Annotated in this window: 25 protein-coding genes; 21 read left to right on the forward strand and 4 right to left on the reverse strand. The window is 36.4% G+C overall.

Going from position 1 to position 24,060, the window contains the following annotated elements; all coding sequences use genetic code 11:
* Window positions 1–208 precede the first annotated feature (208 nt).
* The 3 genes from PXD56_RS13075 to PXD56_RS13085 are packed head-to-tail and all read right to left on the reverse strand — an operon-like array spanning window position 209 to window position 1,998.
* Window positions 209–997: an ImmA/IrrE family metallo-endopeptidase gene (locus PXD56_RS13075; protein ID WP_276493787.1), complete on the reverse strand. Its 789-nt coding sequence runs from the start codon at window positions 995–997 to the stop codon at window positions 209–211.
* Window positions 990–1,328: a hypothetical protein gene (locus PXD56_RS13080; protein ID WP_276493788.1), complete on the reverse strand. Its 339-nt coding sequence runs from the start codon at window positions 1,326–1,328 to the stop codon at window positions 990–992. The genes PXD56_RS13075 and PXD56_RS13080 overlap by 8 nt, the downstream gene beginning before the upstream one ends.
* Entirely contained in the window at window positions 1,315–1,998 is a 684-nt protein-coding gene (locus PXD56_RS13085; RefSeq protein WP_276493789.1) for an RNA polymerase sigma factor, read from the reverse strand. Before PXD56_RS13085 ends, PXD56_RS13080 begins: the two co-directional genes overlap by 14 nt.
* A 145-nt stretch (window positions 1,999–2,143) precedes the next feature.
* On the opposite strand from PXD56_RS13085, the gene PXD56_RS13090 reads away from it, so the two are divergent.
* The 6 genes from PXD56_RS13090 (at window position 2,144) to PXD56_RS13115 (ending at window position 6,654) form a co-directional block, all read left to right on the forward strand.
* The gene (locus tag PXD56_RS13090) at window positions 2,144–2,269 is read left to right on the forward strand and encodes a hypothetical protein (protein ID WP_276493790.1); all 126 of its coding nucleotides are present in this window, start codon (window positions 2,144–2,146) and stop codon (window positions 2,267–2,269) included.
* Window positions 2,270–2,614: 345 nt separating this feature from the next.
* Window positions 2,615–3,595 carry a CBASS oligonucleotide cyclase gene (locus PXD56_RS13095; protein ID WP_276493791.1) on the forward strand — a complete coding sequence of 327 codons (981 nt, stop codon included), beginning with the start codon at window positions 2,615–2,617 and terminating at the stop codon, window positions 3,593–3,595.
* A 2-nt stretch (window positions 3,596–3,597) separates the two neighbouring features.
* Window positions 3,598–4,113, forward strand: a complete 516-nt coding sequence (locus PXD56_RS13100) for an HORMA-1 domain-containing protein (protein ID WP_276493792.1) — start codon at window positions 3,598–3,600, stop codon at window positions 4,111–4,113.
* Complete coding sequence (locus PXD56_RS13105) at window positions 4,113–4,997, forward strand: AAA family ATPase (protein ID WP_276493793.1); 885 nt, start codon at window positions 4,113–4,115, stop codon at window positions 4,995–4,997. Before PXD56_RS13100 ends, PXD56_RS13105 begins: the two co-directional genes overlap by 1 nt.
* Window positions 4,994–5,842: an SMODS-associated NUDIX domain-containing protein gene (locus PXD56_RS13110; RefSeq protein WP_276493794.1), complete on the forward strand. Its 849-nt coding sequence runs from the start codon at window positions 4,994–4,996 to the stop codon at window positions 5,840–5,842. The genes PXD56_RS13105 and PXD56_RS13110 overlap by 4 nt, the downstream gene beginning before the upstream one ends.
* A complete protein-coding gene (locus tag PXD56_RS13115) occupies window positions 5,827–6,654 on the forward strand; it encodes a hypothetical protein (protein WP_276493795.1) in 828 nt (275 codons plus the stop codon). Before PXD56_RS13110 ends, PXD56_RS13115 begins: the two co-directional genes overlap by 16 nt.
* A gap of 126 nt (window positions 6,655–6,780) precedes the next feature.
* Here PXD56_RS13115 and PXD56_RS13120 read toward each other — a convergent pair whose 3' ends face one another.
* A complete protein-coding gene (locus PXD56_RS13120; protein WP_276493796.1) occupies window positions 6,781–7,416 on the reverse strand; it encodes an N-acetylmuramoyl-L-alanine amidase family protein in 636 nt (211 codons plus the stop codon).
* 189 nt (window positions 7,417–7,605) lie between these two features.
* On the opposite strand from PXD56_RS13120, the gene PXD56_RS13125 reads away from it, so the two are divergent.
* The 15 genes from PXD56_RS13125 to PXD56_RS13195 all read left to right on the forward strand — a co-directional run bounded on the left by PXD56_RS13125 (window position 7,606) and on the right by PXD56_RS13195 (window position 23,897).
* Complete coding sequence (locus tag PXD56_RS13125; protein WP_215957745.1) at window positions 7,606–7,893, forward strand: hypothetical protein; 288 nt, start codon at window positions 7,606–7,608, stop codon at window positions 7,891–7,893.
* Window positions 7,894–7,924: 31 nt separating this feature from the next.
* Complete coding sequence (locus PXD56_RS13130) at window positions 7,925–8,203, forward strand: hypothetical protein (protein ID WP_276493797.1); 279 nt, start codon at window positions 7,925–7,927, stop codon at window positions 8,201–8,203.
* Complete coding sequence (locus tag PXD56_RS13135; protein ID WP_276493798.1) at window positions 8,196–10,598, forward strand: TraG family conjugative transposon ATPase; 2,403 nt, start codon at window positions 8,196–8,198, stop codon at window positions 10,596–10,598. Before PXD56_RS13130 ends, PXD56_RS13135 begins: the two co-directional genes overlap by 8 nt.
* Before the next feature lie 4 nt (window positions 10,599–10,602).
* Window positions 10,603–11,190: a conjugal transfer protein gene (locus PXD56_RS13140; RefSeq protein WP_276493799.1), complete on the forward strand. Its 588-nt coding sequence runs from the start codon at window positions 10,603–10,605 to the stop codon at window positions 11,188–11,190.
* 2 nt (window positions 11,191–11,192) lie between these two features.
* Window positions 11,193–12,035 carry a hypothetical protein gene (locus PXD56_RS13145; RefSeq protein WP_276493800.1) on the forward strand — a complete coding sequence of 281 codons (843 nt, stop codon included), beginning with the start codon at window positions 11,193–11,195 and terminating at the stop codon, window positions 12,033–12,035.
* A 20-nt stretch (window positions 12,036–12,055) separates the two neighbouring features.
* Window positions 12,056–12,679, forward strand: a complete 624-nt coding sequence (locus tag PXD56_RS13150) for a conjugal transfer protein TraK (RefSeq protein WP_276493801.1) — start codon at window positions 12,056–12,058, stop codon at window positions 12,677–12,679.
* Window positions 12,660–13,589 (forward strand): conjugative transposon protein TraM, encoded by a 930-nt coding sequence (gene traM / locus PXD56_RS13155; RefSeq protein WP_276493802.1) that lies wholly within the window; start codon window positions 12,660–12,662, stop codon window positions 13,587–13,589. Before PXD56_RS13150 ends, traM begins: the two co-directional genes overlap by 20 nt.
* 32 nt (window positions 13,590–13,621) lie before the next feature.
* Window positions 13,622–14,455 carry a DUF4138 domain-containing protein gene (locus tag PXD56_RS13160; RefSeq protein ID WP_276493803.1) on the forward strand — a complete coding sequence of 278 codons (834 nt, stop codon included), beginning with the start codon at window positions 13,622–13,624 and terminating at the stop codon, window positions 14,453–14,455.
* Window positions 14,456–14,462: 7 nt separating this feature from the next.
* Window positions 14,463–14,825 (forward strand): hypothetical protein, encoded by a 363-nt coding sequence (locus PXD56_RS13165; RefSeq protein ID WP_276493804.1) that lies wholly within the window; start codon window positions 14,463–14,465, stop codon window positions 14,823–14,825.
* A 3-nt stretch (window positions 14,826–14,828) separates the two neighbouring features.
* Window positions 14,829–15,089: a hypothetical protein gene (locus tag PXD56_RS13170; RefSeq protein WP_276493805.1), complete on the forward strand. Its 261-nt coding sequence runs from the start codon at window positions 14,829–14,831 to the stop codon at window positions 15,087–15,089.
* Window positions 15,090–15,460: 371 nt separating this feature from the next.
* The gene (locus tag PXD56_RS18595; RefSeq protein WP_073240394.1) at window positions 15,461–15,772 is read left to right on the forward strand and encodes a DUF6660 family protein; all 312 of its coding nucleotides are present in this window, start codon (window positions 15,461–15,463) and stop codon (window positions 15,770–15,772) included.
* Between the two features lie 118 nt (window positions 15,773–15,890).
* On the forward strand, window positions 15,891–20,276 hold the full coding sequence (locus PXD56_RS13180) for a CusA/CzcA family heavy metal efflux RND transporter (protein WP_276493806.1): 4,386 nt from the start codon (window positions 15,891–15,893) through the stop codon (window positions 20,274–20,276).
* Between the two features lies 1 nt (window position 20,277).
* A complete protein-coding gene (locus PXD56_RS13185) occupies window positions 20,278–21,462 on the forward strand; it encodes an efflux RND transporter periplasmic adaptor subunit (RefSeq protein WP_276493807.1) in 1,185 nt (394 codons plus the stop codon).
* 9 nt (window positions 21,463–21,471) lie between these two features.
* Window positions 21,472–21,888 (forward strand): Fur family transcriptional regulator, encoded by a 417-nt coding sequence (locus tag PXD56_RS13190; RefSeq protein ID WP_073240391.1) that lies wholly within the window; start codon window positions 21,472–21,474, stop codon window positions 21,886–21,888.
* Between the two features lie 41 nt (window positions 21,889–21,929).
* Window positions 21,930–23,897 (forward strand): heavy metal translocating P-type ATPase, encoded by a 1,968-nt coding sequence (locus PXD56_RS13195; protein WP_276493808.1) that lies wholly within the window; start codon window positions 21,930–21,932, stop codon window positions 23,895–23,897.
* The last annotated feature ends 163 nt before the right edge of the window (window positions 23,898–24,060 follow it).

Below are 24,060 nucleotides of genomic sequence, written 5' to 3' on the forward strand. Positions count from 1 at the left end.
CAATTAGAACAAGGGTTTTAAAGTATTAAAGTCACTTTTTGTTTTACGGACTACTTTAATTAAAATAGTCTAATGAGAATAATATTTCTTCCAATGTTTAAAAAAATATAAGAACGCTACGCAACCGGTATTCGTAGCAGAATACGAGAACTGTTTAATCTAATTGCTTTTGAGAAGCGTGCTGGGGATAAGAGGAAGTGAATATTCTTTATTCTCCCCAAACGATACTAAGTGCTCTGTTTCTGAAAGTAATACAATGCTCAAAGAATTTTTTATTAATATCATCATCTTTGACATACTTAAAAATATCTACCGCCCATATTTCTTCAGTTTTAAATATATCATCTGTAATGTCTTTAAAAAACTCTCCCATTACGGAATTAGGTGCTACGTTTTTTTCGTGAAGAAGATATTTATATGGAAAATCTTCACTGCAGTTATACCATTTAATTTTTCCTGCCTCTCCATAAATTATCATTATTGAATGGTTGCCTATGTCAGCGAATCTGAAAGCAGCAGCCGTTCTACTTACTTTATACTCTTCTTTCAAAAAATCAATTAGCCCTATATCAAAGGGCTTTTTATAAACATCCTTAGAAAATCTTGTTTCTGGCATTAATAAACAAGAAGCAAAAAAATCTGCTTCGCGCTCAATTTTATTAAACTGTTGTCTATTAGTTCGAGAAGGGTGTGGTTTTAGTAAGCCCTTTTTTAGACCTATTCTATGCGAATCTATATAGTAGTGACCGAGTTCGTGCCCTAATGTGAATCGGCCTTTGGCTGAATCATGTGAATTTCCTAAATCCGTATTTATATGAATGGAAAATCTCCCATTTTCATAAAGAGTCATACCATCAAAAGTATTCTTGCCATAACTATCATAGAACACCCTTAAACCTTCATCTTCAACAATCTTATCAAGTGGAGTTATTTTTTCTTGATATTCAGAAGCAATTATTTCAGCTAGATTTTTTATTCCAATTCTTTTATTAATCACTAGGGTCTTGATTATGTTTTCTTCTCATCTTTTCGATAATGTGCTGAGGGAGGTCTTCATTACCTTTTCTAGCAACCATTCTTAAAGTATCAACTTCTTCATCAACATCACTACTAAACATCTCAATAACTTTAGGAACCCTATGAAAGGTATTGTTTATTATAGAAATAGGGTCGATAGAAATATTATCTAATTTATATTCATAATCTTCATAAATCTTATTAAATCTATCAAGTTCAACCTCATTCCTCGGAAACGAAAATCCTGTAGAACTCAACCAACTATCTAATTGACTAACTTCAATTACATCTATTTTTCTAGGCTTTGCCATTGATAATATTTAAATAATTATTGATGTGTCTGTCTGCATCTCCGTAGTAAGTATTTACGGATTTTTGAGTCAAAGAAAGTTTTTCTCTTAAAAGTGCGGTTATTGTTCTTGGTACTTTCTTCCCTTCTTTTTGGTAAGCTCTGTATGTAAAATAAATAATACGATGCTTCTCCGTTAATTGAGTTAATGCTCTTTCTATTGTTCTTAATTTGGCAACAATTTCTCTCTTCGATTCTAAATCGGGAAGATTCATTTTATCAGCCAATTCTTCGGCATTATTAACTATACTTAAATCTTCTTCCTCTGATGGTTCCGCACAAGTGTTTTCTTTTCCATACTTTATTATTTGAGTATATAGAATTGGATACATCCATAGAAGAATTGCTTTATCCATATCCTTGGACTTAGCTTTTTCCTTTTTAAAAGTGGGGTACTTCCAAACTCGTGCAAAAGTACAATGTGCTATTTCCAACGCAATAACTTCACTATATCCATATTTGTTGCAATAAATTTCTGATTTACGCTTCAGCTCTTTTTCAAACCTAAAACAAAATTGCACAAAAGCATTCTGCGCTTCGACAAGAAACTCATTTCTAAAAGAAATGTATTCAAGCAATTCAATGCTAGTTGTTTTTTCGAAATCTATGTCTTTATTAGGTTCTGTATTCATCTATATACCAAAACGGATATATCTATTAGGGTATATGAGTAGCTAGGTTGCATATATCCTTAGTTAAAACAATAAAATGCTTGTAAAAAATTAATAGGGAGATTCAAATGTAGTGAAAATCCTAAGAAACTTAAAGATAAATATTATGGCAAAAGATGCATCAGGTAAAAAGTTCAATAGAATTCCAGAACACAAGAGAAAAGTAGGTAGTAAAACAATAACTATTAAAGAACATATAAGGAGTAACAGAAAAGACAGCAAGGGAAAATAACGAGCGGAACTCCACAGCTCTAAATGGAGAATGTCTAATATTTAAAATTCATTTTATGAATACTATTAATTTCTCCAAGGGAGAGCTAAGTATCTGTCATAAAAATAATTGTGTAAATGTAAGAGGTGATGTAGCTAAAACTATCGTCTTTTTTCTTGCAACTCTCGTTGTTATTAGTGGCATAGCTTCAATGTTAGCGAAGTCTAACTAGAAAGTTGATTATGGTGGTTTTGATAAAATAGCCACCATAATCAAATTTGACTAACAGCCACTTTGTCATAAATAATAAAAATTAACGGTTGGCGTAAAAATTGAAATACAAATGTTAAATAAATACAAATTATAATGAAATTAGATAATAATATGATGCGCCCATTTATTGATAAAATAAGGTTGCACAAAGATAATATGGGAAAATATCGAGACCAAATCAACAACTTAAAGAAGAAGTTAGAGGATAAAATCAAAAATGATGATAGTAATGGATTAAAGGTTACAAAGTTCCTTTTAGCTGGTTCTTGGAAAAAACATACAATTCTGCGTCCAACTGGTGACAATCCGATAGATATAGATTTAGTCCTTTACGTATCTGGTGACGATAACATCCAGAATGACCTAACCAAATTACACGACTTTATCGTGGGGTACTTAGAAGAAATATACCCACAAAAGGATATAAAGCGTGATGTTGATGCCAAAGGCAACACCAAATCTATTAAAATTAAATTCTCTGGTTCAGGCTTAGAAGTTGATATAGTCCCGGTAGTACCTATAGAGAGTCCAGAGAATTACGTTTGGCAACCACAAAGAGGTGGCGGCGGAAAATATATCACAAGTGTAGAAAATCACCTTAGTTTCTCAAATAGTTTACGCAGAGATAATCCGTCCTACACTTCTATTGTAAGAGCATTAAAATGGTGGAAAAATTACAAAGAGCTTAAGCCATATGAAGATGAACCTGGCATTTCATCTTTTTCTATTGAATTAATTGTAGCTTACTTAGATATCACAAGAGGTATAGAAACAGGAATCGAAGAAGGAATTATAAGGTTTTTTCAATTTTTGAGTGAACCAAATTTTCCAGAGATTTCTTTTGACCACGCTATAAATAGTATTCCATACTATAGTACACCTGTTTATATTTCGGATGACACCAATAATGAAAATAATTCTGCAAAAAAAATTGATACTTCTAAATGGCAAGAAATTATTGAAGAAGCTGAGGATGCTTTTGATTCCCTCAATCTTGCTCAATCGAGAAATAATGATGGCGCGACCACCGAAGAATGGAAGCGTGTTTTTGGTCCAACTTTTAGTTTAAATTAATTATGTACAATACTCAGACAAATACAAACACCTATACAATAGTAGATATTAGAAAAACTTTTGAAAGCTGTGAAGCGGATATTAGAACAATAGCGAGAAGAACTGACAAGTGGTCCACCGATTATGTTGACAAAATAATGCATGATATTATAAAACTTGGTGAAAATAAATACCTTGATAAAGTGTCTATTGCTCTTAAACGTAGGTCAAATGACTATACTATAAGAGCTGCCAAGTTTCAGGTAAATGAAGAAGGTAATAAAACTGATAGTGAAAGAGCTGGGCGTAATAATGATTGGCAAAACATTGAAGACACCTACTTGACAGTTTATCTTTCTTATACCCCTAAATGGCACAAACTATCAAGTCAAGAAAAGAAAGATTTTTATTCCAATAATAACTTCAAAATTGGATGGACTACGACATCTGACGACACAACATTTTCACATTTAACCTCTAGTAATGCACAATTGTATGCAAGCAAAGGATATGAATTACAAAAAACAAACTTTAAATAATGGCCGCAATATTTGATAATACCATTGAACTCCCAAGTAAAGAGATACAAAAACAAACAATGTCTCTTGTGGGTTTTGAAACTAAGTTTAAGCGCATCTATAATAATCTAAAATTACTATTAGACCAAGACAGCTTAACTGAATGGAGCAAGAAACATCATAAAACCGAGCTTCCTATAATAAAACAATTAAAAGAAAAATACCCTTTAATAATTCTTGCTGGAGATGCGGGTACGGGTAAAACTATTTCTGCTGCATCTATTGCTGATAAGATGACCCGAGAACTTAATAAAGAGGGCTTTTTCTTAAAGTTAAGTACTCGTGTAAGAGGTGAAGGTTTGCACGGTGAAATGGGAAAACTTGTTAATGATGCATTTTCAGAATTAAAATCAAAAGCAGGGAAAAGACGTTTCGCCTTCTTATTAATTGATGAAGCTGATGCAATAGCGACAACTCGCGGAACTAACCAAATGCATCAAGAAGAAAAGGCGGCAGTTAATACTTTGATACAGAAAATTGATGAAATCAGGGAATTAAACGGAAGAGCGATTGTTTTTATGTCAACGAATAGACTACATTATATTGATGAAGCTATTCTTAGAAGGGCAGCGGTCATTTTAGAATTTGAAAGGCCAACTAATGAAGAGTGTAGAGAGTTATATTCTCAGAGTTTAGAGGGGCTTAATTTTTCCAGTAAAGAATTGGATGAGTTAGCTTCTATGTCAGCCACCGAAAAAGAATCAGGTTTAGGATATTCATTTTCGGACATTCGCCTAAAAGTGCTCCCAGAAGCCATCGCCAATGCCTATCCAGATAAGCCGCTTTCTTTCAGTATTTTGAAAGAAACGATTAAGTCAATAAAACCTAGCCCAGAAATAAAATGAGTACAAGATTTTCTAATTTAACTGTAGTATTAATTTTTGGAGGATTTATTCTCTACAGAACAATATTTCCACCTGAACCAGATGATGCCATTTCAAATACCCTTTTTAACCTGTCTATTGAGATAACAGGCGGTATAATTCTATTTGGAATTTTGCAGTTTCTTAAGAACATCAAAAACCTTCCCCTCTATTTCCAAACTCAAGTATTACATAGAAAAAAGAAGATTCGTATTTCAATAGCCTATTTGTTTAGAATCAAAGTTGACGGTAAGTACTTATTAATTAAAAGTTCTCGTAGAAATTATTTTCAACCTGTCGGTGGGGCATTTAAAACATTGCCTAGTTCAAAACGGATATTTGAAAAACTAAATATAGAATCGGATAAACTTATAGAGACGGAAAAAGGAATAGCTAAAGGTGATTTGCGAGTTTTTACGAAAGGAGTAAATGTTATTGATTTTATTAAATGGTTTAATTCTAAAAAAGATAGAGAAACATCACCTTGGAGAGAATTTTGCGAAGAACTGCTATCAACAAAAATATTACCAAAAAAACCTTTTAGGTATATCGATTATGAATATAAAAATACCGTACGCTCACCTTTAATCACCTTAGATAGTGGCGATAAAGGTTTGTTTATACACGAAATATATGATTTAATACCAAATATTGAGCAAGAGCAAAAACTAAGAGAATTAATTGAGGTTAAAAATTCTGATAAGTTTATTTGGGCTGATGAAAATTTAATAAATAGGTTAGGACACAATGCTGGCACTAAAGAATATGAACACGAAATTGCCCTTCACACTAAATGGGCGCATAACTTGAAATGGAGCAAGGAATGAGAGAGAAGGTAAAAACAGTAGTCGAATTTCGAAACCCTTATCATATTGAGCCGCCGGGAACATTGCGTCAAATACTATCTCATCCAACTCAGGAAAATGGTGTTATTGAATTAGCCATTTTTCAAGAACATAGATATGCTTTTTTCTTTTGGAATAAATGGGTTCAGAAATGTAAAACACCTGAACCCCCTTGTTTGGTTTCTTTAGATTGGCATCAGGACCTATGTTATCCTTGTGAAACTGAAAAAGAATGGCTAAACGAACTTGATTTATTAAATGACGCTGACGTCTCTGCATTTACTTGGTCAAAACTAAATGGGCTTAATGATGGACAAATTTTAGCTGCTGCATACTTAAACCTCGTGGGAAACATATATGTTCATTGCAGGCAAGGCAATTCAAAAGATGCTTGGAAAGATGAGGAATTAATTGACAAATTTGGAAATGCACATATAATTAGGAAGTTTGAAGAGTTTGAAGAGCTTGAAAGTTTTTTATTGAATTCCAATGAAGAAAAAGTGTTCTTTGACATTGATTTAGATTTTTTTGTTCTTGATAGTGGACTACATAATGGCATATTTGAATTCACTTATCTCAAAAAAGGCAGAATAAAAGAAATATTGCATTCTGAAAGGGCCCTAATGAAATGGATTTTCAAAAGACTTGAAGGCTTTACAATTGCAACCGAACCAGAACATTGTGGTGGTCTTTTAAAAAGTAATAAATTTCTGGATACAATTAATCAGTTCTATTTTAAGCCTGAATTATTTTCACCCAAAGCTAATTGGAAATGGAAAAATGGAGACACTTAAAAGTTTGATATTCTATACTTCAAAAAAACTTAATTCTTCATAAAAGATGTTTTTATTTCTAAATAAAAATCTTTCAATAATTGTTTAATACATTTTATTATTTCACAATACAACTGTCCCATGACATTAAAATTTTATATACAGTGTTTGGAATAATTTTTCTGCCATTACTTTACAATTCGTTAAGCTCTCATAGTATTCACTCTCATCCCAATTACTCAAAAACCCCAATTCCAAAAGCACAGCTGTACAATAGTTAATAGTTTTCCGCAATACCTGAAAATTTGCAAACTTCACACCTCTACTCTCAAAACCTAGACCCTTATTTAATGCATCTTGAATCTGAAAAGCAAACCAAGTAGACTCATCAGAATATTTAGATGCAGCGTTAGCCACATAAACTTCAACACCTCTCGCATCCGGATTTTCAGAATGGTTACAATGCAGCGAAACAAACAAATCAGCATTCAAGGCTTTAGCCAATTTCGTTCTATCCGATAATGAAATAAGCGTATCATTATATCTAGTCAAATAAATATCCAAAGGGGTTTCTAGTTTATCATTTAGCTTTAAAATGGCGTTCGCAATATTCATTACCACATCCTTTTCTTGGATGCCATTTATACCTATCGCACCAGCATCTTTTCCACCGTGTCCCACGTCAATAACAATTCGTTTTTGAACACTCGTTTCTTGTCCAAAAATGACACACATTTTCAGAAGCAAAAAGACAAAACTGACGTTTTTAAGCACTTTTTTCATTTTCAATTTTCACATTATCAACAACTTACCTTTCAAAATTCATAGCATTTGATGCCAAATAATAGCAATTAAATTCAATTGATATCAAATAATATTTTATTCACAAATAATTGATTTTCAGTTATTTATAAACAAATATATGTAAATTTCACATAACGAAAACAACACAAAAATTTAAACTGTTACGTTATGAAAAAATCAATCTATTTAGCAACTTTTTTATCGTTGCTCTCAACATCGCTTTTTGCTCAAATTGGTGGTATCGAAGATTCTGTAAATGATGTTTCCGATACTATAAGAACAATTTTTCCAATCATTTTGGGTGTCATTTTTCTAGTTGGTTTCCTATTTAATGCAGGGCACTTCTTTGGGGAAAACGCAGACCTTAAAAAAGGGATTACTCGCGTCCTTGTATTTGTTTTAATCGCAGGTGCGGTTGTCGGCATATTTACCTATCTCATTTCAATCGTAGTCTAACCCTTAAAGAGGGATTTAATTGACAAGCTGTATGAAGAGATTTGAGGTCTATAGAAACATTAGAAAACGGGCAGTCATTTTTGGATTGCCCATTTCCCTATTTGCCTTAATGATGATGTCGGTACTCGCATCATTAATGGTCATCATTTTCTCGTTCAGCTTTGGGGTGATTATAGGTGTTGCCATTTTCAATGCAGCCTTATACATCGCCCTCACAAGAATCACCAATAACCCACAACTGTTTCAGTTAGCAAAAGCCTTCCCTAAAATTATTAGTAACAAAAGAAATTCAGGCATCCATTATGAATAAGATTAACCTTTCGGCATATCAACCCATCACGGATATTCAGGACAATATCATTTTTGCCAATAATGGTAATGTAGTGGTATGCTATGAAGGGAATCTACCAGAAATCTATTCGCTTTCTGAAAAGGATTTTGAGGATATACACGGTGCTTGGTTTCAAGCGCTGAAGTCTTTACCGATTGGTACAATAGTACATAAGCAAGATGTCTACCTGAAGAAATCCTATACCTCGGAACAACTTCCGAATACCACTTTTTTAGAAAAAGCTACCCACAAACATTTTAAAGGACGTGGACATATAGAACATAAATGTTACTTGTTCTTTACCCTGACCAAAAACAGGGCGCTTAACAATCCAAAATACGTCAATCCGTTCCGTAAAGTTTCAAAAGGAATCATACAAGAATTGGACGATACTATAAAAAGCTTCGTCAACTCGGTAAGCGATTCGGTTTCCTTCATCAACAATAGCCGAAAGATGGATTTTGTTTCGCTTAAAACTGGCGACATTCAGCAACTAACAAACAGTTATTTCAACGGTTTTAATGAAGGATTCGATACCGATATTCTGCTAGAAAAGAAAAGCGTCAATATTGGCGAAAACCATTTTGATGCCCTTGCCATCAATAGCGAACTGTGCTTTGGCGAAAGTGTACAGAGTAGCAAGACCAATGAGAAATTCACTTCTGACGATTTTGTGTTTCATCAAGGGTTTATTGATGGCTTAGGGCTTACGCTTAACGAAAATCACATCGTCAATCAAATCCTATATCTCGATGACAAGCAAAAGTGGCGCAAGCTGCTCGACAAAAAGGTTGAGGAACTCAACAAAAGTTCCAACTTCGGTTCTCAGAATAAAGTAGTTCTCGGGAAAATTCAGCACATTCTTGACCAAATAAATGCCGATGATAATGCCCGTATTGTTCGTGGTCATTTAAATATTGTCTATTGGGCGAAGGAAGCTAAAGAACTGGAAAAGATAACCTCAAAAATCAAGACAGAATTTAAGGAACTGGACATTATCCCATACTATCCAAGAGGGGAAGAACGGAAGAATTATATACTAAATAGTTACTGCTGTTTTTCGTCCAATTTCTCAAACAACGATTTGTATGTAACCGATTTAAAACACGCTTTATGCCTGTTCATCAATAATACCAATTACAAATCTGATTCCACGGGAATCATCTTTAACGACCGTGAACATAACATTCCCGTTTTAAAGGATGTTTGGGACGAAAAGAAGAAACGTATTAAAGCTCGAAACTTCGCCATTTTTGCGCCAACAGGGGAAGGGAAATCCTTTTTGGCGAATAACATTCTACGTCAGTATTTTGAAAGCGGTGTTCGGTTGGTCATCATTGATTTAGGTGGTTCTTACACCAAGTTCGCAAAGCTCTATCCTGAAAAATATACAGTACTTCGCTATGAAAGTGGAAAAAACTTAGGTATCAATCCATTTTATATAAGTGATATAAATGACCTCACACCTGAACGGTTAGAGGATTTATCGGTGTTTCTTTTTGAACTGTTCGCCTCGGACTTAAAAGTTACAAAAGCACAATCGGTATCGGTTAAAAAGATACTGCGGCATTATTATAACAATACTCCAGAAAATCATTCTTTAGATGGTTTCTACAATTATATAGAAAGGAATCAGAAAGACCTTCTGGACACCTTGAAAATCCATCCCGACTACTTCAATGTTACAAGCTTTTTACACGTAATGTCCGAATATGTCGGCGATGGTCTATATAGTTTCCTTTTTGAAGTGAGTGAAGACCAGACCTATAAAATCGAGGATAAACGATTGATTGTTTTTGAACTGGATGAAGTCAAGGACAATAAGGAAATCCTATCCGTAATGTTAAAGCTGATTAAGTCCGCCATCCAAAGAACCATTTGGAAGAACAGAGCTGAAAAGGGTATCATTCTATTTGATGAGTTTGCAAAACAACTCAAGTTTGATAACGTACTGGAAAGCGTGGAATTCTATTATCAAGCCATCCGTAAACAAAATGGTGCTATTGGTATTATTCTTCAGTCGATAAATCAGCTTCCAAATAATGCAACATCGGCAAGCATACTTGAAAACACACAAGTCATTTATAGCCTGAACAATGAAAAGGGTTATGACGAATTGGTCAAAAGACTCAACCTATCCAGCCACGATTTAAACCAATTAAAATCCATCAAAAACAATCTTTCTGGTCCACGGAAATACACCGAAATGTTCATCAAAATAGGCAAGGAAAGCAACATTTTCAGGTTAGAAGTTCCCAAAGAAGTGTATGCAGCTTACTTAACGGATGGACAAGAAAACGAGGAAATAATGAAGCTCTACGATGAGCATCACGATATGGAAAAAGCAATAATTGAATTCACATCTAAAACATAATATTATGAACACAAAAATCAAAACAATCTTGTTCGGGCTAATCTTCACGGTAGCCATTTTATTGCCTGGCGGTGCTACCGCCCAAGGAATGCCCACTTACGACAATACCAATTTTATCAGTTTAGTAAAACAACTTGTAGAATCTGGAAAGCAGACGGCTCAAATGATTAAGTCAGTACAGTTCTTAAAAGATGCAAAAGAAAGCATTGAGAAAGTATCGAGTGTGGTGCAACAACTCAGAGCGGTTCAGGAAATTGCACAAAATAATCAACGCCTTATTAATGTAATGCAAGACGATTTACAGGATATTTTAAACTCGCCTTACATCAAGCCCGAGGAAGTCACACGGGTTGCGGAATCATTTGATGCTATAGTCCAAAACTCTTTAGACACGGTTGATTTTATGGGAGAAATTTTATCAAGTGATAATCTAAAAATGTCTGATGCAGAACGTGCTGAAGTGTTAGAACAGAAAAAACAGGAATCTAAGGAAATGGTTTCCAATATCAACACGAGAACCAAACGATATAGGGACATTATTTCCTTCAGAAAAATGCAGGATAAAATGAATAATCGCGAAACAGAATACTAAAAATGACCGCAACTATACTTTTAGGGATTGGGTTGGAATACATCGATACGGTGTTTCAAACCATCCAGAACAGCAGTTTCTCACAATACACTATTGCAGGAATGAAAACGCTTGCTATATTGTTTTTTCTGATCAATATCCTTAAAAAGTATAACGAGGGCATTGCGGACAAATATGGGTATACTTGGGGATTAAGCCCAGAGGAATTGATGAAGAACTTTGCCATTGTCGTGCTGATCATCTTTTCTACACAAGTATTAGGTTTCTTCGATAGTATATTGGTTTCCATAGAAGGACAATATCGAGGCACCGCACCAGCCTTACTACCCTTGCAGATGCAAGATATTCCTATTGAGGAAGATGTAAGTATCATTGAGGTAGCGCAAGCAGCCATGACGCTTTTATACGAAGCCTTAGTTACACCACTTTACGGATTCAAAATATTTGCATTTATCATTAGTTTTTTCCTTTGGATTCTGGATTTGTTCATCTACCCATTATTTCTTGCAGAACGCTACTTTTTACTTGGAATAATGCAAGCTTTCTTTCCGTTGGTTATAAGTTTGGCCGTTTTTGAAAAGTTCCGCTCGCTTGCCTACACATTTTTCAAATTGTACGCTGCCGTTTATATGTTGGTGCCAGCCTTCTTTTTGGTCAATGTATTTGTGAATGCCCTCTATACGGAAATCAATACTAATTTCTGGACAAACCTTTTTGGGACAGATGTTGGCCAGGGCTTTTTTGCGCCAGTCGTTCAACTTGGGTCAGTTGGTTTCATTGTTTTTCTGAAATTCAAATTATACAAACGCGCCACATCATTTACACTTAGGTTATTTACGGCTTAAAGCAGATTAAAGATAGAATTATGAAAACACCATACAAAAACATATATGCCGTTCTAAAAGTGAACCGATTTATAGTAATAGCAGTTATTGTTTGCGCTTTTCTGTCCAGCACCTTTTCGGTTTGGATAGCGTTCAATACCAATCAAAAAGCACTTAATAGCGCCTTCGCCATAAATACCGATGGCAGTATTATTCCGCTGAAGATCGTTACGCAAAAAGAGAATTTTAAGGTTGAAGCTTTAGCGCATTTAGACATGTTCCACAACTACTTCTATAATATCGATGCCAGCAATTATGAACGCAATCTAGAAAAGGCGCTTTGGCTCGGCAATAGTTCCGTGGATAACCTATACCGACAAAAAAAGGCGGATGGTGTCTACAACCGGTTGTTACAGTATTCTTTGGTAGAAAAGGTAGTTAGCATCGATTCCAAAATAGAAGAAAACAAGGGGTCATATAGCTTTACCACAACGACCATTTTTGAAATCAACAGAGGGACTATTATCGATAAATATGAGTTGGTTTCTACTGGAAACCTGATAATGGTTGACCGGAACTTTCCAAATAATCCGCACGGATTGTTGATTACAAACTATTTCGAGAACACTTTAAAAAAACTTACAGATGAAGATAGAAAAAAATAAAATTGTCTTTGCAGCTGTATTGGCTGTGATTTTCATATTCCTGATTTCCTATTCTATGATGGTTATGGGCGATGATGAAAGCGAAAATGATAATCTAGAACAGACCTTAGTTCCAGATTTGGATGAAAACCAAAAAGAATATGATTCCAAACTAGATGCCATCAACGATTTGAAGGAAGCAAGGGAAACCAATGCACCGAGTATCTATGACGAAAAACTAATTGATTCTTTAGGCTTCTATGACTCTGACCTTCCGGGACGTGAAAAAGAACGCATTATAGATAGTATTTACGATGCTGGTAAAATTCAATATTCCGAAAAGCAGTATCAAAATATTGGACAAAGGAAAGTTGCACAAAAAAATGTACAACAGATTGACTCAGCCGAAATAAAACGAGAACAAAAGATTGAAGCTAAAGAATTAGGACTAGAACATCAACTGTTCTTTGCTGCATCGCCAAAACCAAATGAATTTTCAATTTTAGGCACTACAGATGAAACTATTTACGTGGTCGTTGACGGCGACCAAATAGTTATGGCAAATACCCGATTAAGAATGCGCCTGACCAAGTCTGCACTAATCAATGGCAAACAGATACCAAAGAACACATTCATTTTCGGATTCATAAGCTTTCAACCCAACCGTGCCTTGATTGAGATTAAAAACATAAAGCATCATCCCACCAAACTTAAAGCTTTTGATTTGCTGGATGGTAGTGAAGGTATCTATGTGGAAAATAACTTTCGAGCAGAAGCCACCACCGAAGTTTTGGATGATGTTATTGGCGACATCAACATACCTGCCGTTCCGCAAGTAGGTGGAATTACAAAAGTTCTTAGACGTAGTAATCGTAACGTAAAAGTTACGGTTTTGAACAATTACAAATTAATCTTAAAACCAAAATTATGAGGCCTATAATGGGTATTTAAAAACGCACTCTTATGAAAAATTCAGTCTTAATAATAGCAGTCATATGTATTTCCCCTTTCGCGAAAGCACAAACAACCAAAGTTCTCGACACCATTTATGCCAACGACACCAAAAACGTTGCGCTGTTCTTCCCAGAACCTATTAGGCAAGGTGTAACTGGTTCGGATAATTTTGTCTTTACCTACAATCGTGAAAAAGAACAGTACTTTGGATTGCTTCAGGCAACCCCTGGGAAAGAAAGTAATTTATTGATAATCAATAGAAATGGGGCGATTTTTTCGTATATTATAAGATATAGAAAGCAGCTATCGAAGCTCAATTATTTCGTATCACAATCAAGTAGAATAGGCAATGAAAAACCCATCATCATTGACAATACCGAAGTAATTGAAGTTGAAAATTTAGTAGATAACAGCACATTTTACTACACAAAATTCTCTTCTTATCTTCTTGAAAGAAAGCAACGAATAGGTACGATACAAAAACGAAATGAAAGCATCGTTTTGAGTGTTGAGAATATAGTTTTTGATAAGGAAGAACTCTACTTTGTTATCCAGATTGAGAATAAATCGAGTTTGGATTACGACTTAAATTTCTTAAATCTCTCGCTAGAAACAAGACAAAAAGGCAAAAGAAAATCGTTACAAAAGCTGCTTCAAGAACCCATTTTTAAGCACAACGTACCGTCCAGAATAGCTGAGGGCGAAGTTGTAAAATTAGTTTATGTAATGCCTAAATTTTCAATAATTAATGACCGTAGATTAGTGGTTGAGCTGAATGAGAAAAATGGGGAAAGGGATTTAAAATTGAAGGTATCGCATAAGTATATCAATAACCCAAATTAAAATTGTTATGAAAAAAATCGTCATTTGCTCGCTTGTACTGTTGTTCCTTTCTTGTTCAGAAAGCACAACAAAATCCCCTTCTGAAACTGCCAAGGCAGTTGCGGGAAGTTTTTTTTCAAAAGATGAATCAGCTTTAAAAAAACATACTACTACAGAAGGCTATGCCAGTTTGATTACTGTACAGAATATGATACCGGATTCTGATAAAAACATCGAAGTGGAAATTTTAGATGAAGCTGTTGATGGCGAAATTGCCTGGATAAAATACAGCAGCACCTACGATGGGAAAACTGGAATTTTCAAGTTGGTTAAAGAAAACGGTCAATGGAAAGTTACCAGTAAAAGACCGAGGGAAAAAGGGCCTTTTTAAGCTATGGATAATGAACAGGTCCATAACAATAATATCCCTGATACCGCGTTTATAGTGCTGGATATTTTCAAGAGTATTATAAAAGGTAAAATTGAAGCCTATACCGCTTTTGGTCATAACCAATCAGACTTAATTGAACTCAACGATATTTTGAAAATTAATATCAAAGATATGGTCATCTCATCTAAACAAATTTCGGATGAAATCAGCGATGAGGATGTTGTGGAATTTGTATCCTATTACAATCGGTTAGTCCATGAATGATGGTGTAAACTGAACTCTGTCTAAAATAGATTTTATCGTTAATTTTATCTAGAAGAGATTACTTCACTATTTGCACCTTTTATGTAATAGTCCTCTATGCAAAAACTTTTTATTAAAAGTGCTATTTGTAAATAGTTACTAAATAATGTTGAGAAAGGTCCATTTAAACGGTCGTTATAAGTAGACTAAATCTGCAATTTTGAAAGTCTAAATAAAGGTGGGTTTAAACGTACTAGTTAAATTCTGTGGAAATACCCTTATTTGAACTTTAGAAATTAAATGCAGTCCCGTACAACTTTCTTTTTTTAGGAACTCATAGCATAGTAAAGCTTTGCAACACAGTTGCATGAATTTCTTGTTATCTTTGGAAAGTGAAATCAATCGCAATCATATTATCGCTATATTTTTTGGCACTCAATTTCATTCCGTGTAATGATGGGAAGATGTCAAGTGATGATGCGGAAATCGAAAATGTAATCGCGATGGATGGAAATCATGACCATGGCGCAACCGACCTGTGTTCCCCATTTTGCAATTGCCATTGCTGCCATATCCATACCATCGAATCCAACATTATTTCGTTCGAACCCTTGATTCTTATGAATTTCAAGGAAAAATTTGCGCATTTCGATAGCTTCGGCAATGACATTTCACACTCTCTTTTCCAGCCTCCAAAGGCATAGTCAGTTTTACACTAGGATAACTATATCCGATTTTGACCGAGAAAGGTCACACTCCGCTGCGGACAATTGCAATTTTTTGGCATAATTCCGTGATGTTTAACTGTATTAAATTCTTTCTATGCTTAATAAAATTATTAGGTATTCCATAACCCATAAGCTGGTTATTGGTTTACTCACTCTAGCCTTGATTATCACGGGTGCTTATTCATTGCAACAGCTTCCTGTAGATGCCGTTCCGGATATTACCAATAATCAAGTACAGGTCATTACGACCTCGCCAACACTTGCAGCCCAAGAGGTTGAGCGATTAATCACTTTTCCCATTGAACTCACAATGGCAACCATTCCCCAAATCGATGAAATTCGTTCTTTTTCACGTTTTGGATTATCGGTTGTAACCATTGTTTTTGAGGAGAATGTAGATGTGTATTGGGCAAGACAACAGGTAAACGAACGTCTGGCGGATGCTCAATCCCAAATTCCAGAGGGCATCGGTAAGCCAGGAATCGCACCATTGACTACGGGACTTGGTGAAATTTATCAATATGTCATTGCTACAAAGCCTGGTTATGAGGACAAATACACAGCAACAGAGCTTAGGACGATACAAGATTGGGTCATTAAACGCCAGCTATTGGGAACTAAAGGCGTTGCAGACGTCAGTAGTTTTGGTGGCTATCTAAAACAATATGAAATTACAGTTCGTCCAGAACGCTTGAACGGTATGGGTGTTTCCATTTCCGACCTTTTCAGCGCACTCGAAAATAACAATCAAAATACTGGCGGTGCTTATATTGAAAAAAATGACAAAGCACTTTTTATTAGAAGCGAAGGCCTTGTTGGTTCGATAGAAGATATCAAGAATATTCTTGTAAAGCAGACAGAAAGTGGCATTCCTATTTTGATAAGTGATGTTGCAACAGTTCAAACAGGAAAGGCGATTCGTTATGGCGCAACAACCCGAAATGGCGAAGGCGAAGTGGTTAGTGCGATTGTTATGATGTTGAAAGGCGCTAACTCCGCCAAAGTAATAAAGGATGTAAAAGATAGAATTGAAACCATTAGCAAAACCTTGCCCGAAGGTGTGGTTATCGAACCCTTTCTGGATAGAACTAAATTGGTGGACAATGCCATTGGTACAGTTACCACCAATCTTGTGGAAGGTGCGCTTATCGTGATTTTCATTTTACTTTTATTGTTGGGCAATTGGCGTGCTGGTTTGATTACAGCATCCGTTATTCCTCTCGCTTTACTATTTGCGTTTAGTATGATGCATATTTTTGGTGTTTCGGCAAACCTGATGAGTTTGGGAGCAGTTGATTTTGGTTTAATTGTGGATGGTGCGGTCATTATTGTGGAAGCGACCCTATTCCATTTAGGGGCGTTAAAAATTTCCAGAAAATTGACGCAGGCTGAAATGGATGAAGAAGTGTATCAATCTGCAAGTAAAATTCGAAATTCAGCAGCTTTCGGAGAAATCATCATCCTAATTGTATATCTACCTATTTTAGCCTTGGTGGGAACGGAAGGCAAAATGTTCGGACCGATGGCGCAAACGGTAAGTTTCGCTATTTTGGGAGCATTCTTATTGTCGCTGACTTACATTCCAATGATGTCGGCATTGGTCTTGAGCAAAAAAACAGAACACAAGCGGAATATTTCCGATAAAATAATGGACTTCTTTTATTGCATTTACGAACCAATCATACATTGGGCAATGCGTACAAGAATTATTGTAGTTGGTAGTACCATTGCACTTTTCGTCACCGCTTTTTTAGTGTTCCAAGGCTTGGGTGGCGAATTTATTCCAACACTTGAAGAAGGCGATTTTGCGGTAGAAACACGAGTTATTACGGGAAGTTCCCTTTCAAATACAATAAAAGCGACTACCAAAGCTGAAAAAATCCTCTTGGATAATTTTCCAGAGGTGGAACAAGTCGTATCTAAAATTGGTTCGGGAGAAATCCCAACAGATCCGATGCCGATTGAGGCTGCCGATTTAATGATAATTCTTAAAGATAAATCAGAATGGGTTTCGGCATCCAACAGGGAAGATTTGGCAAATAAAATGGCTGAAGCACTTGAAGTTATTCCTGGTGTTACCTTTGGTTTTCAACAACCGATTCAAATGCGTTTTAATGAGTTGATGACAGGTGTGCGTCAAGATGTCGCCATCAAGATTTATGGCGAAGATTTAAATCAACTTTCTACCTATGCAAGCCAAATCGGAAAATTGGCAGGAACGGTGGAAGGTGCTGTGGATGTCTATACGGAGGAGGTCACGGGAGTGCCACAAATAGTCATCAACTACAATCGTGGACAACTTGCAAAATACGGATTGGATATAAAATCGGTAAACAATACGATTCAAGCTGCATTCGCTGGAGCTTCCACAGGCTTGGTGTATGAAGGCGAAAAGCAGTTTGACTTGGTAGTACGTTTGGAAAATAAAAACAGAACAGACCTTCACGATGTCCAGAATCTGTATCTCAATGGTGCCAATGGCCAACAGATTCCCTTGCAACAGGTAGCAAATGTTTCCATAAAAGATGGACCTTACCAAATTCAACGAGATGATACACGACGACGAATAATCGTAGCCTTCAATGTGCGTAATCGGGATGTGGAAAGCGTTGTTGATGAAATAAGTTCAAAAATCGATTCACAAATCAATCTGAAACCAGGCTATACTATTTCGTATGGAGGGCAGTTTGAAAATCTTGTGGAAGCACGAGAACGTTTGGCAATTGCAGTTCCACTCGCATTGTTGCTCATTTTTATTCTGTTATACTTTACGTTTGGGTCAATCAAACAAGGTGTGCTCATTTTTACGGCAATTCCATTATCAGCCATTGGGGGTGTGTTTGCACTTTGGCTTCGAGATATGCCATTTAGTATTTCTGCAGGAGTTGGATTTATTGCTTTGTTTGGTGTAGCGGTCCTAAATGGTATCGTTTTAATTGCGGAATTTAACCGACTTAAAAAAGACGGAATTTCAGATATTTTCCAACGCATCTATCAAGGCACAAAGACCCGTTTACGTCCTGTAATTTTGACCGCTTCCGTAGCCTCTCTAGGGTTTTTGCCAATGGCAATTTCCCAAACTTCTGGCGCAGAAGTACAGCGACCTTTGGCAACCGTAGTGATTGGTGGTTTGATTACAGCAACCTTTTTAACGCTCGTGGTATTGCCAATCCTCTATTATTATTCTGAAAAAAAATTAAAGATGAAACCTAATAAGACAGCTCTTGTTATGCTGATGGCATTATTCGGAAGTGCCTTTTCCATAAATGCGCAGACAACTTCTCAAGTAAAAGTCTATCAAAATATTGATAAAGTAATTGAAACAGCATTAAAAAACAATCCCAATATCAAGGTGTCACGTTTGCAGACAGAACAGCAGCAGGCATTGAAAGGCAGTAGTTTCGATTTACCTAAAACTGATTTTGGTTTGGAATATGGACAAATCAATAGCATTGCAGATAATGATACACGTTTTAGCGTTAGTCAAAAGTTTGCGTTCCCAACACTTTATGGAAGCCAAAATAAATTGGTAAAAACCAAAATTGAGGCAAGCGAACTGAATGAAGCGGTTCTAAAAAATGATTTGATTACCCAAGTTAAATCCACGTATTACGAATTGTGGTATATCAAGAGCAAACAAATGGTACTGCAAAAACAGGACAGCATTTATGAACGGTTTGCCTACGCCGCGAACTTGCGTTATAAAACAGGCGAAAGCAATGCATTGGAGCAGGCAACAGCCAATGTGGAACTGGCAGATATTCAGATTATGATTTTGGATAACGCTTCTGTCCTTAAAAACCATCAACTACAATTGCAAAATCTGATGAATACAGATAGTTTGGTTGATATCAATGTAGGAAATTTAGAAGTAAAAACTGAAATGTTACCCCAGTTGAAGGATTCCACAGCAATCTCAAATAATCCAACGCTAGCTTTTTACCAAAAGCAAATCGAACTTGCCGAAAATGAAAAATCCGTGGCTGTTTCAAAACTATTACCAGATATCACATTGGGTTATTTCAATCAATCCTTTATAGGCAATGGCGAAACCGCAAACGGAACACCAACAGTATTCGATTCTGGAGATAGATTTACAGGTGTGCAATTGGGTTTGAGTATCCCAATTTGGTTAAAACCACACACAGCGAAAATCAAAGCTGCCAAAATCCAAAAAATGGAGAACGAAGCACAATTGGAAGCTATAAAAAACAGAGCGCAGACCCAGTTTGATACCTTATGGGAAACGCTTCAAACGGAGCAAACAAATCTGGAATCGTACAAAAACAATGCTTTGCCGCAAGCAGAATTGCTGTTGAAAAATTCCCAACGTGGATTTCAGGAAGGGGAAGTTGGGTATATCGAATACATCCAAGGGCTTAACAGGGCAATGACTATTCAAGTGAAATATTTGGATTTTGTAAACCAGTACAATCAAACACTCATAAAAATCGAAGAACTCATCGCTAATAATCAATAAAATGAAGAATATATATATAACAATCTTTTTTATCGTCGCTTTAATGTCAACAGGTTGTAAGGATAATGCACAACCAATGGTTGAAGATGACCACAAAGGAGAAGAAAATCAAGTTGAACTCACCGATGCGCAAATGGAACAGACCAACATTGTCATTGGTAAGGTTGAAAAACGAAAAATAGGACACGAAATCTCGGTAAACGGAATGATTGATGTGCCACCACAAGGCAATATTTCAGTTACAGTACTGTACGGGGGATTTTTGAAATATACCGAAATGCTTCCTGGTAGCAGAATTAAAAAGGGTCAGGTAATAGCAAGTGTGGAAAATCCAGAATTTATCGAGTTCCAAAGGGAATATTTGGAAGCTCTGGCAAATAATGATTATCTCAAAGCAGATTTTGACCGTCAGCAAACCTTGAACGATGAAAATGTAACATCAACAAAAGTATTCCAAAAGGCGAAAAGCATGTATTTGACCAATCAGGCAAACATCAAGTCGCTTGAAAGTAAACTTCGATTGATAGGTATAAACCCAACAAGTGTAAATAATGGTAATCTATCAACTGTCGTGAATGTGTATTCGCCCATAAATGGTGTGGTTCGGGATGTTTATATCAACACAGGAAAATATTTCAATCCCCAAGATGTAATAATGGATATTACCGATGCAACAGATTTACATGTAGAACTTAAGGTATATGAAGATGATATTCCCTTGATTCGTAATGGGCAACGCATTCGCTTTAGACTGGCAAATGCACCGGAAGAATGGATGGAAGCCGAAGTATTTCTCATTGGAAACAACGTGCGTGACGATAGGTCTATTACGATTCACGGTCATTTAAAGGAAAAAAATGAAGACTTATTGCCAGGAATGTTCGTCAATGCAGCTATTGAAGTGGAAGCGCAGGAACGATATGCCGTTCCAGAAGAAGCCATAGTTCGATTTGAAGCAAAACAGTATATTTTTAAATCCCTCGGAAAACGGAGAGAAGATGAAAACCCGATGAATGATTTTGAAATGCTCGAAATCACAAAAGGTAACGAGGAAGAAGGTTTTGTTGCGTTCGAATTTGTCGATGAAACGCAGGACATTACTTCTATGGAAATTGTTTTAAAGGATTCTTTTACCCTTTTGGCAAAAGCAAAGAATAGCGAAGAAGAAGGCGGTCACGGCCATTAATAATAAAGCATGAAGGAAATAGAAAAAACATTGGAAAATAAAAATGTGCGTCCTACGGCAATGCGCATCTTGATCTATAAATATATGGCCGAAAAGGAAATTGCGGTCGCCCTTACGGATATTGAGAACGCTTTCGCGAAATCTGACAGGACTACGTTATACCGAACGCTGAAAACCTTTGAGGAAAAAGGAATCGTACACCAGATAGACGATGGCACTAGCACAACCAAGTATGCCTTATGTGAGCCCGGTTGTAACTGTGAGATTGAACAGGATTTACACCTTCATTTTCATTGCAGCAACTGCAATGAGACGGTCTGTCTGACTGAACATAAGATTCCACATATCAACCTCCCGGACGGTTACGTTGCCGAAGACGCAAATTTGGTTTTGAAGGGAATCTGTGACAAATGCAGCAGGCAATAAATGCACTTCTGTTGCATCAAAATAATTAGGAAATTGCACTCATGAAAAAGAAAAAAGTAAACTTACGGGATTTAGACCCAAAGGAACACCAAGGCGGGCACAATCACGATGACGGACACAATCACGGCAGTCCAGAAGAAGCCTCCAATTTCAGAACTTATTTACCAGCGATTTTTAGCTTTGTAATGTTGATAGCAGGAATCGCCATTGATTATTTCGATGCTTTTCCATTTTTTAAGGGTTGGATTCGTGTTGTCTGGTATACGGTAGCCTATATTCCAGTTGGATTTCCAGTCATAAAAGAAGGATGGAACAGTATCAAGAATGGCGATTTCTTTACAGAATTTTTTCTAATGTCCATTGCAACCTTGGGCGCATTTGCCATAGGCGAATATCCCGAGGGTGTTGCGGTAATGCTTTTCTATGCCGTTGGAGAACTGTTTCAGAATGCTGCCGTTAACCGTGCTAAAAGAAATATAAAAGCATTATTGGACGTGCGCCCTAATGAAGCCTTGGTAAACCGTGATGGCGATTTCATTTCGGTCAATCCCGAGACTGTTCAGATAGGCGAAAAGATTCAGGTGCGTGTGGGCGAAAAAGTACCACTCGATGGTATTCTGCTTTCTGATAAAGGTTCATTTAATACCGCAGCTTTAACAGGCGAAAGCAAACCCGATACTATCGCCAAAGGAGATAGTGTTTTTGCCGGAAGCATAAATCTCGATGGTGTAATCGAAATCGAGACCACAAAAGAGTTTAAAGATAGTTCCATTGCACGAATTCTTGATATGGTACAGAATGCGACTGCAAGAAAATCAAAGACGGAATTATTTATAAGGAAGTTCGCAAGGATTTATACGCCTATCGTTGTTTTTCTCGCTATCGGTCTGACATTCTTGCCTTACTTTTTCGTGGATGATTATGTGTTTCGTGATTGGCTGTACAGAGCTTTAATATTTCTCGTGATTTCGTGTCCTTGTGCATTGGTCATCTCGATTCCTCTCGGCTATTTCGGTGGTCTGGGTGCAGCCTCGCACAACGGTATACTATTTAAAGGAGCTTCATTTTTGGATGCAATGACCAAAGTGACTACTGTGGTAATGGACAAAACGGGAACCGTGACCAAAGGTGTTTTCAAGATTAAGGAAGTAATAAACAGTTCCAATTTCTCGGAAGCGGTATTTATGAAATACTTGATGGCAATGGAAGAACAATCTACCCATCCTATTGCAAAAGCAATTCTGGAATATAAAGCTGAAGGTGCAGATTTAGATGCCACGAATGTTTCTGAGGTTGCTGGAAAAGGCTTATTGGGAACGGTTAATGGTAAGACTGTTCTGGTAGGGAATAAGGCTTTGATGACCTCAAATAACATCGAAGCTCCATCTGCAACCAATGACATTGTGGAATCCATCGTCATGGTCGCCATTGATGGAAAATTTGCGGGCTATGTGACCATTGCCGATGAACTAAAGGAAGATGCGCACCAAGCCATAAAGCAAATTAGGGATTCTGGGATTTCCAAAATCATTATGCTTTCGGGCGATAAGGATTCCATAACTCAACAGGTCGCAAAAGAATTAGGCATAGATTGGGCTAAGGGCGGTCTATTACCGGAAGATAAATTGAACGAAGTCGAAAAGCTCAAAGCACAACCAGATACGAAGGTTGCCTTCATAGGCGACGGTATCAACGATGCACCGGTATTGGCAGCAAGTGATGTAGGTATCGCGATGGGCGGTTTGGGTAGCGATGTTGCCATTGAAACGGCGGATGTTATTATCCAGACGGACCAACCTTCAAAAATCGCAAGAGCAATTAAAATTGGGCGTTCTACCCGAAAAATTGTTTGGCAAAATATTGGTTTGGCATTTGGTGTAAAGATTATAGTTCTTATTCTTGGTGCTGGTGGACTTGCCACAATGTGGGAAGCCGTTTTTGCGGATGTGGGGGTGGCGTTGCTAGCTATATTGAATGCGGTGCGATTGCAGAAGATGAAGTGGAGTTAGTAAAGAAATAAAATACATAGATTTTAGTTCTTTAAAACGGCCGTTTTACGAAATGACATTGAAAATGTTGCTAACATATTCGCTTCCAGTTCAATTTGTCGTTCTTTTTAGTAGTTCCTGTAATTCACCTTTTACGGAACTAAAAAAGTATAATTAAATGATT

Source organism: Maribacter zhoushanensis (assembly GCF_029350975.1).
Taxonomy (GTDB): Bacteria; Bacteroidota; Bacteroidia; order Flavobacteriales; family Flavobacteriaceae; genus Maribacter; species Maribacter zhoushanensis.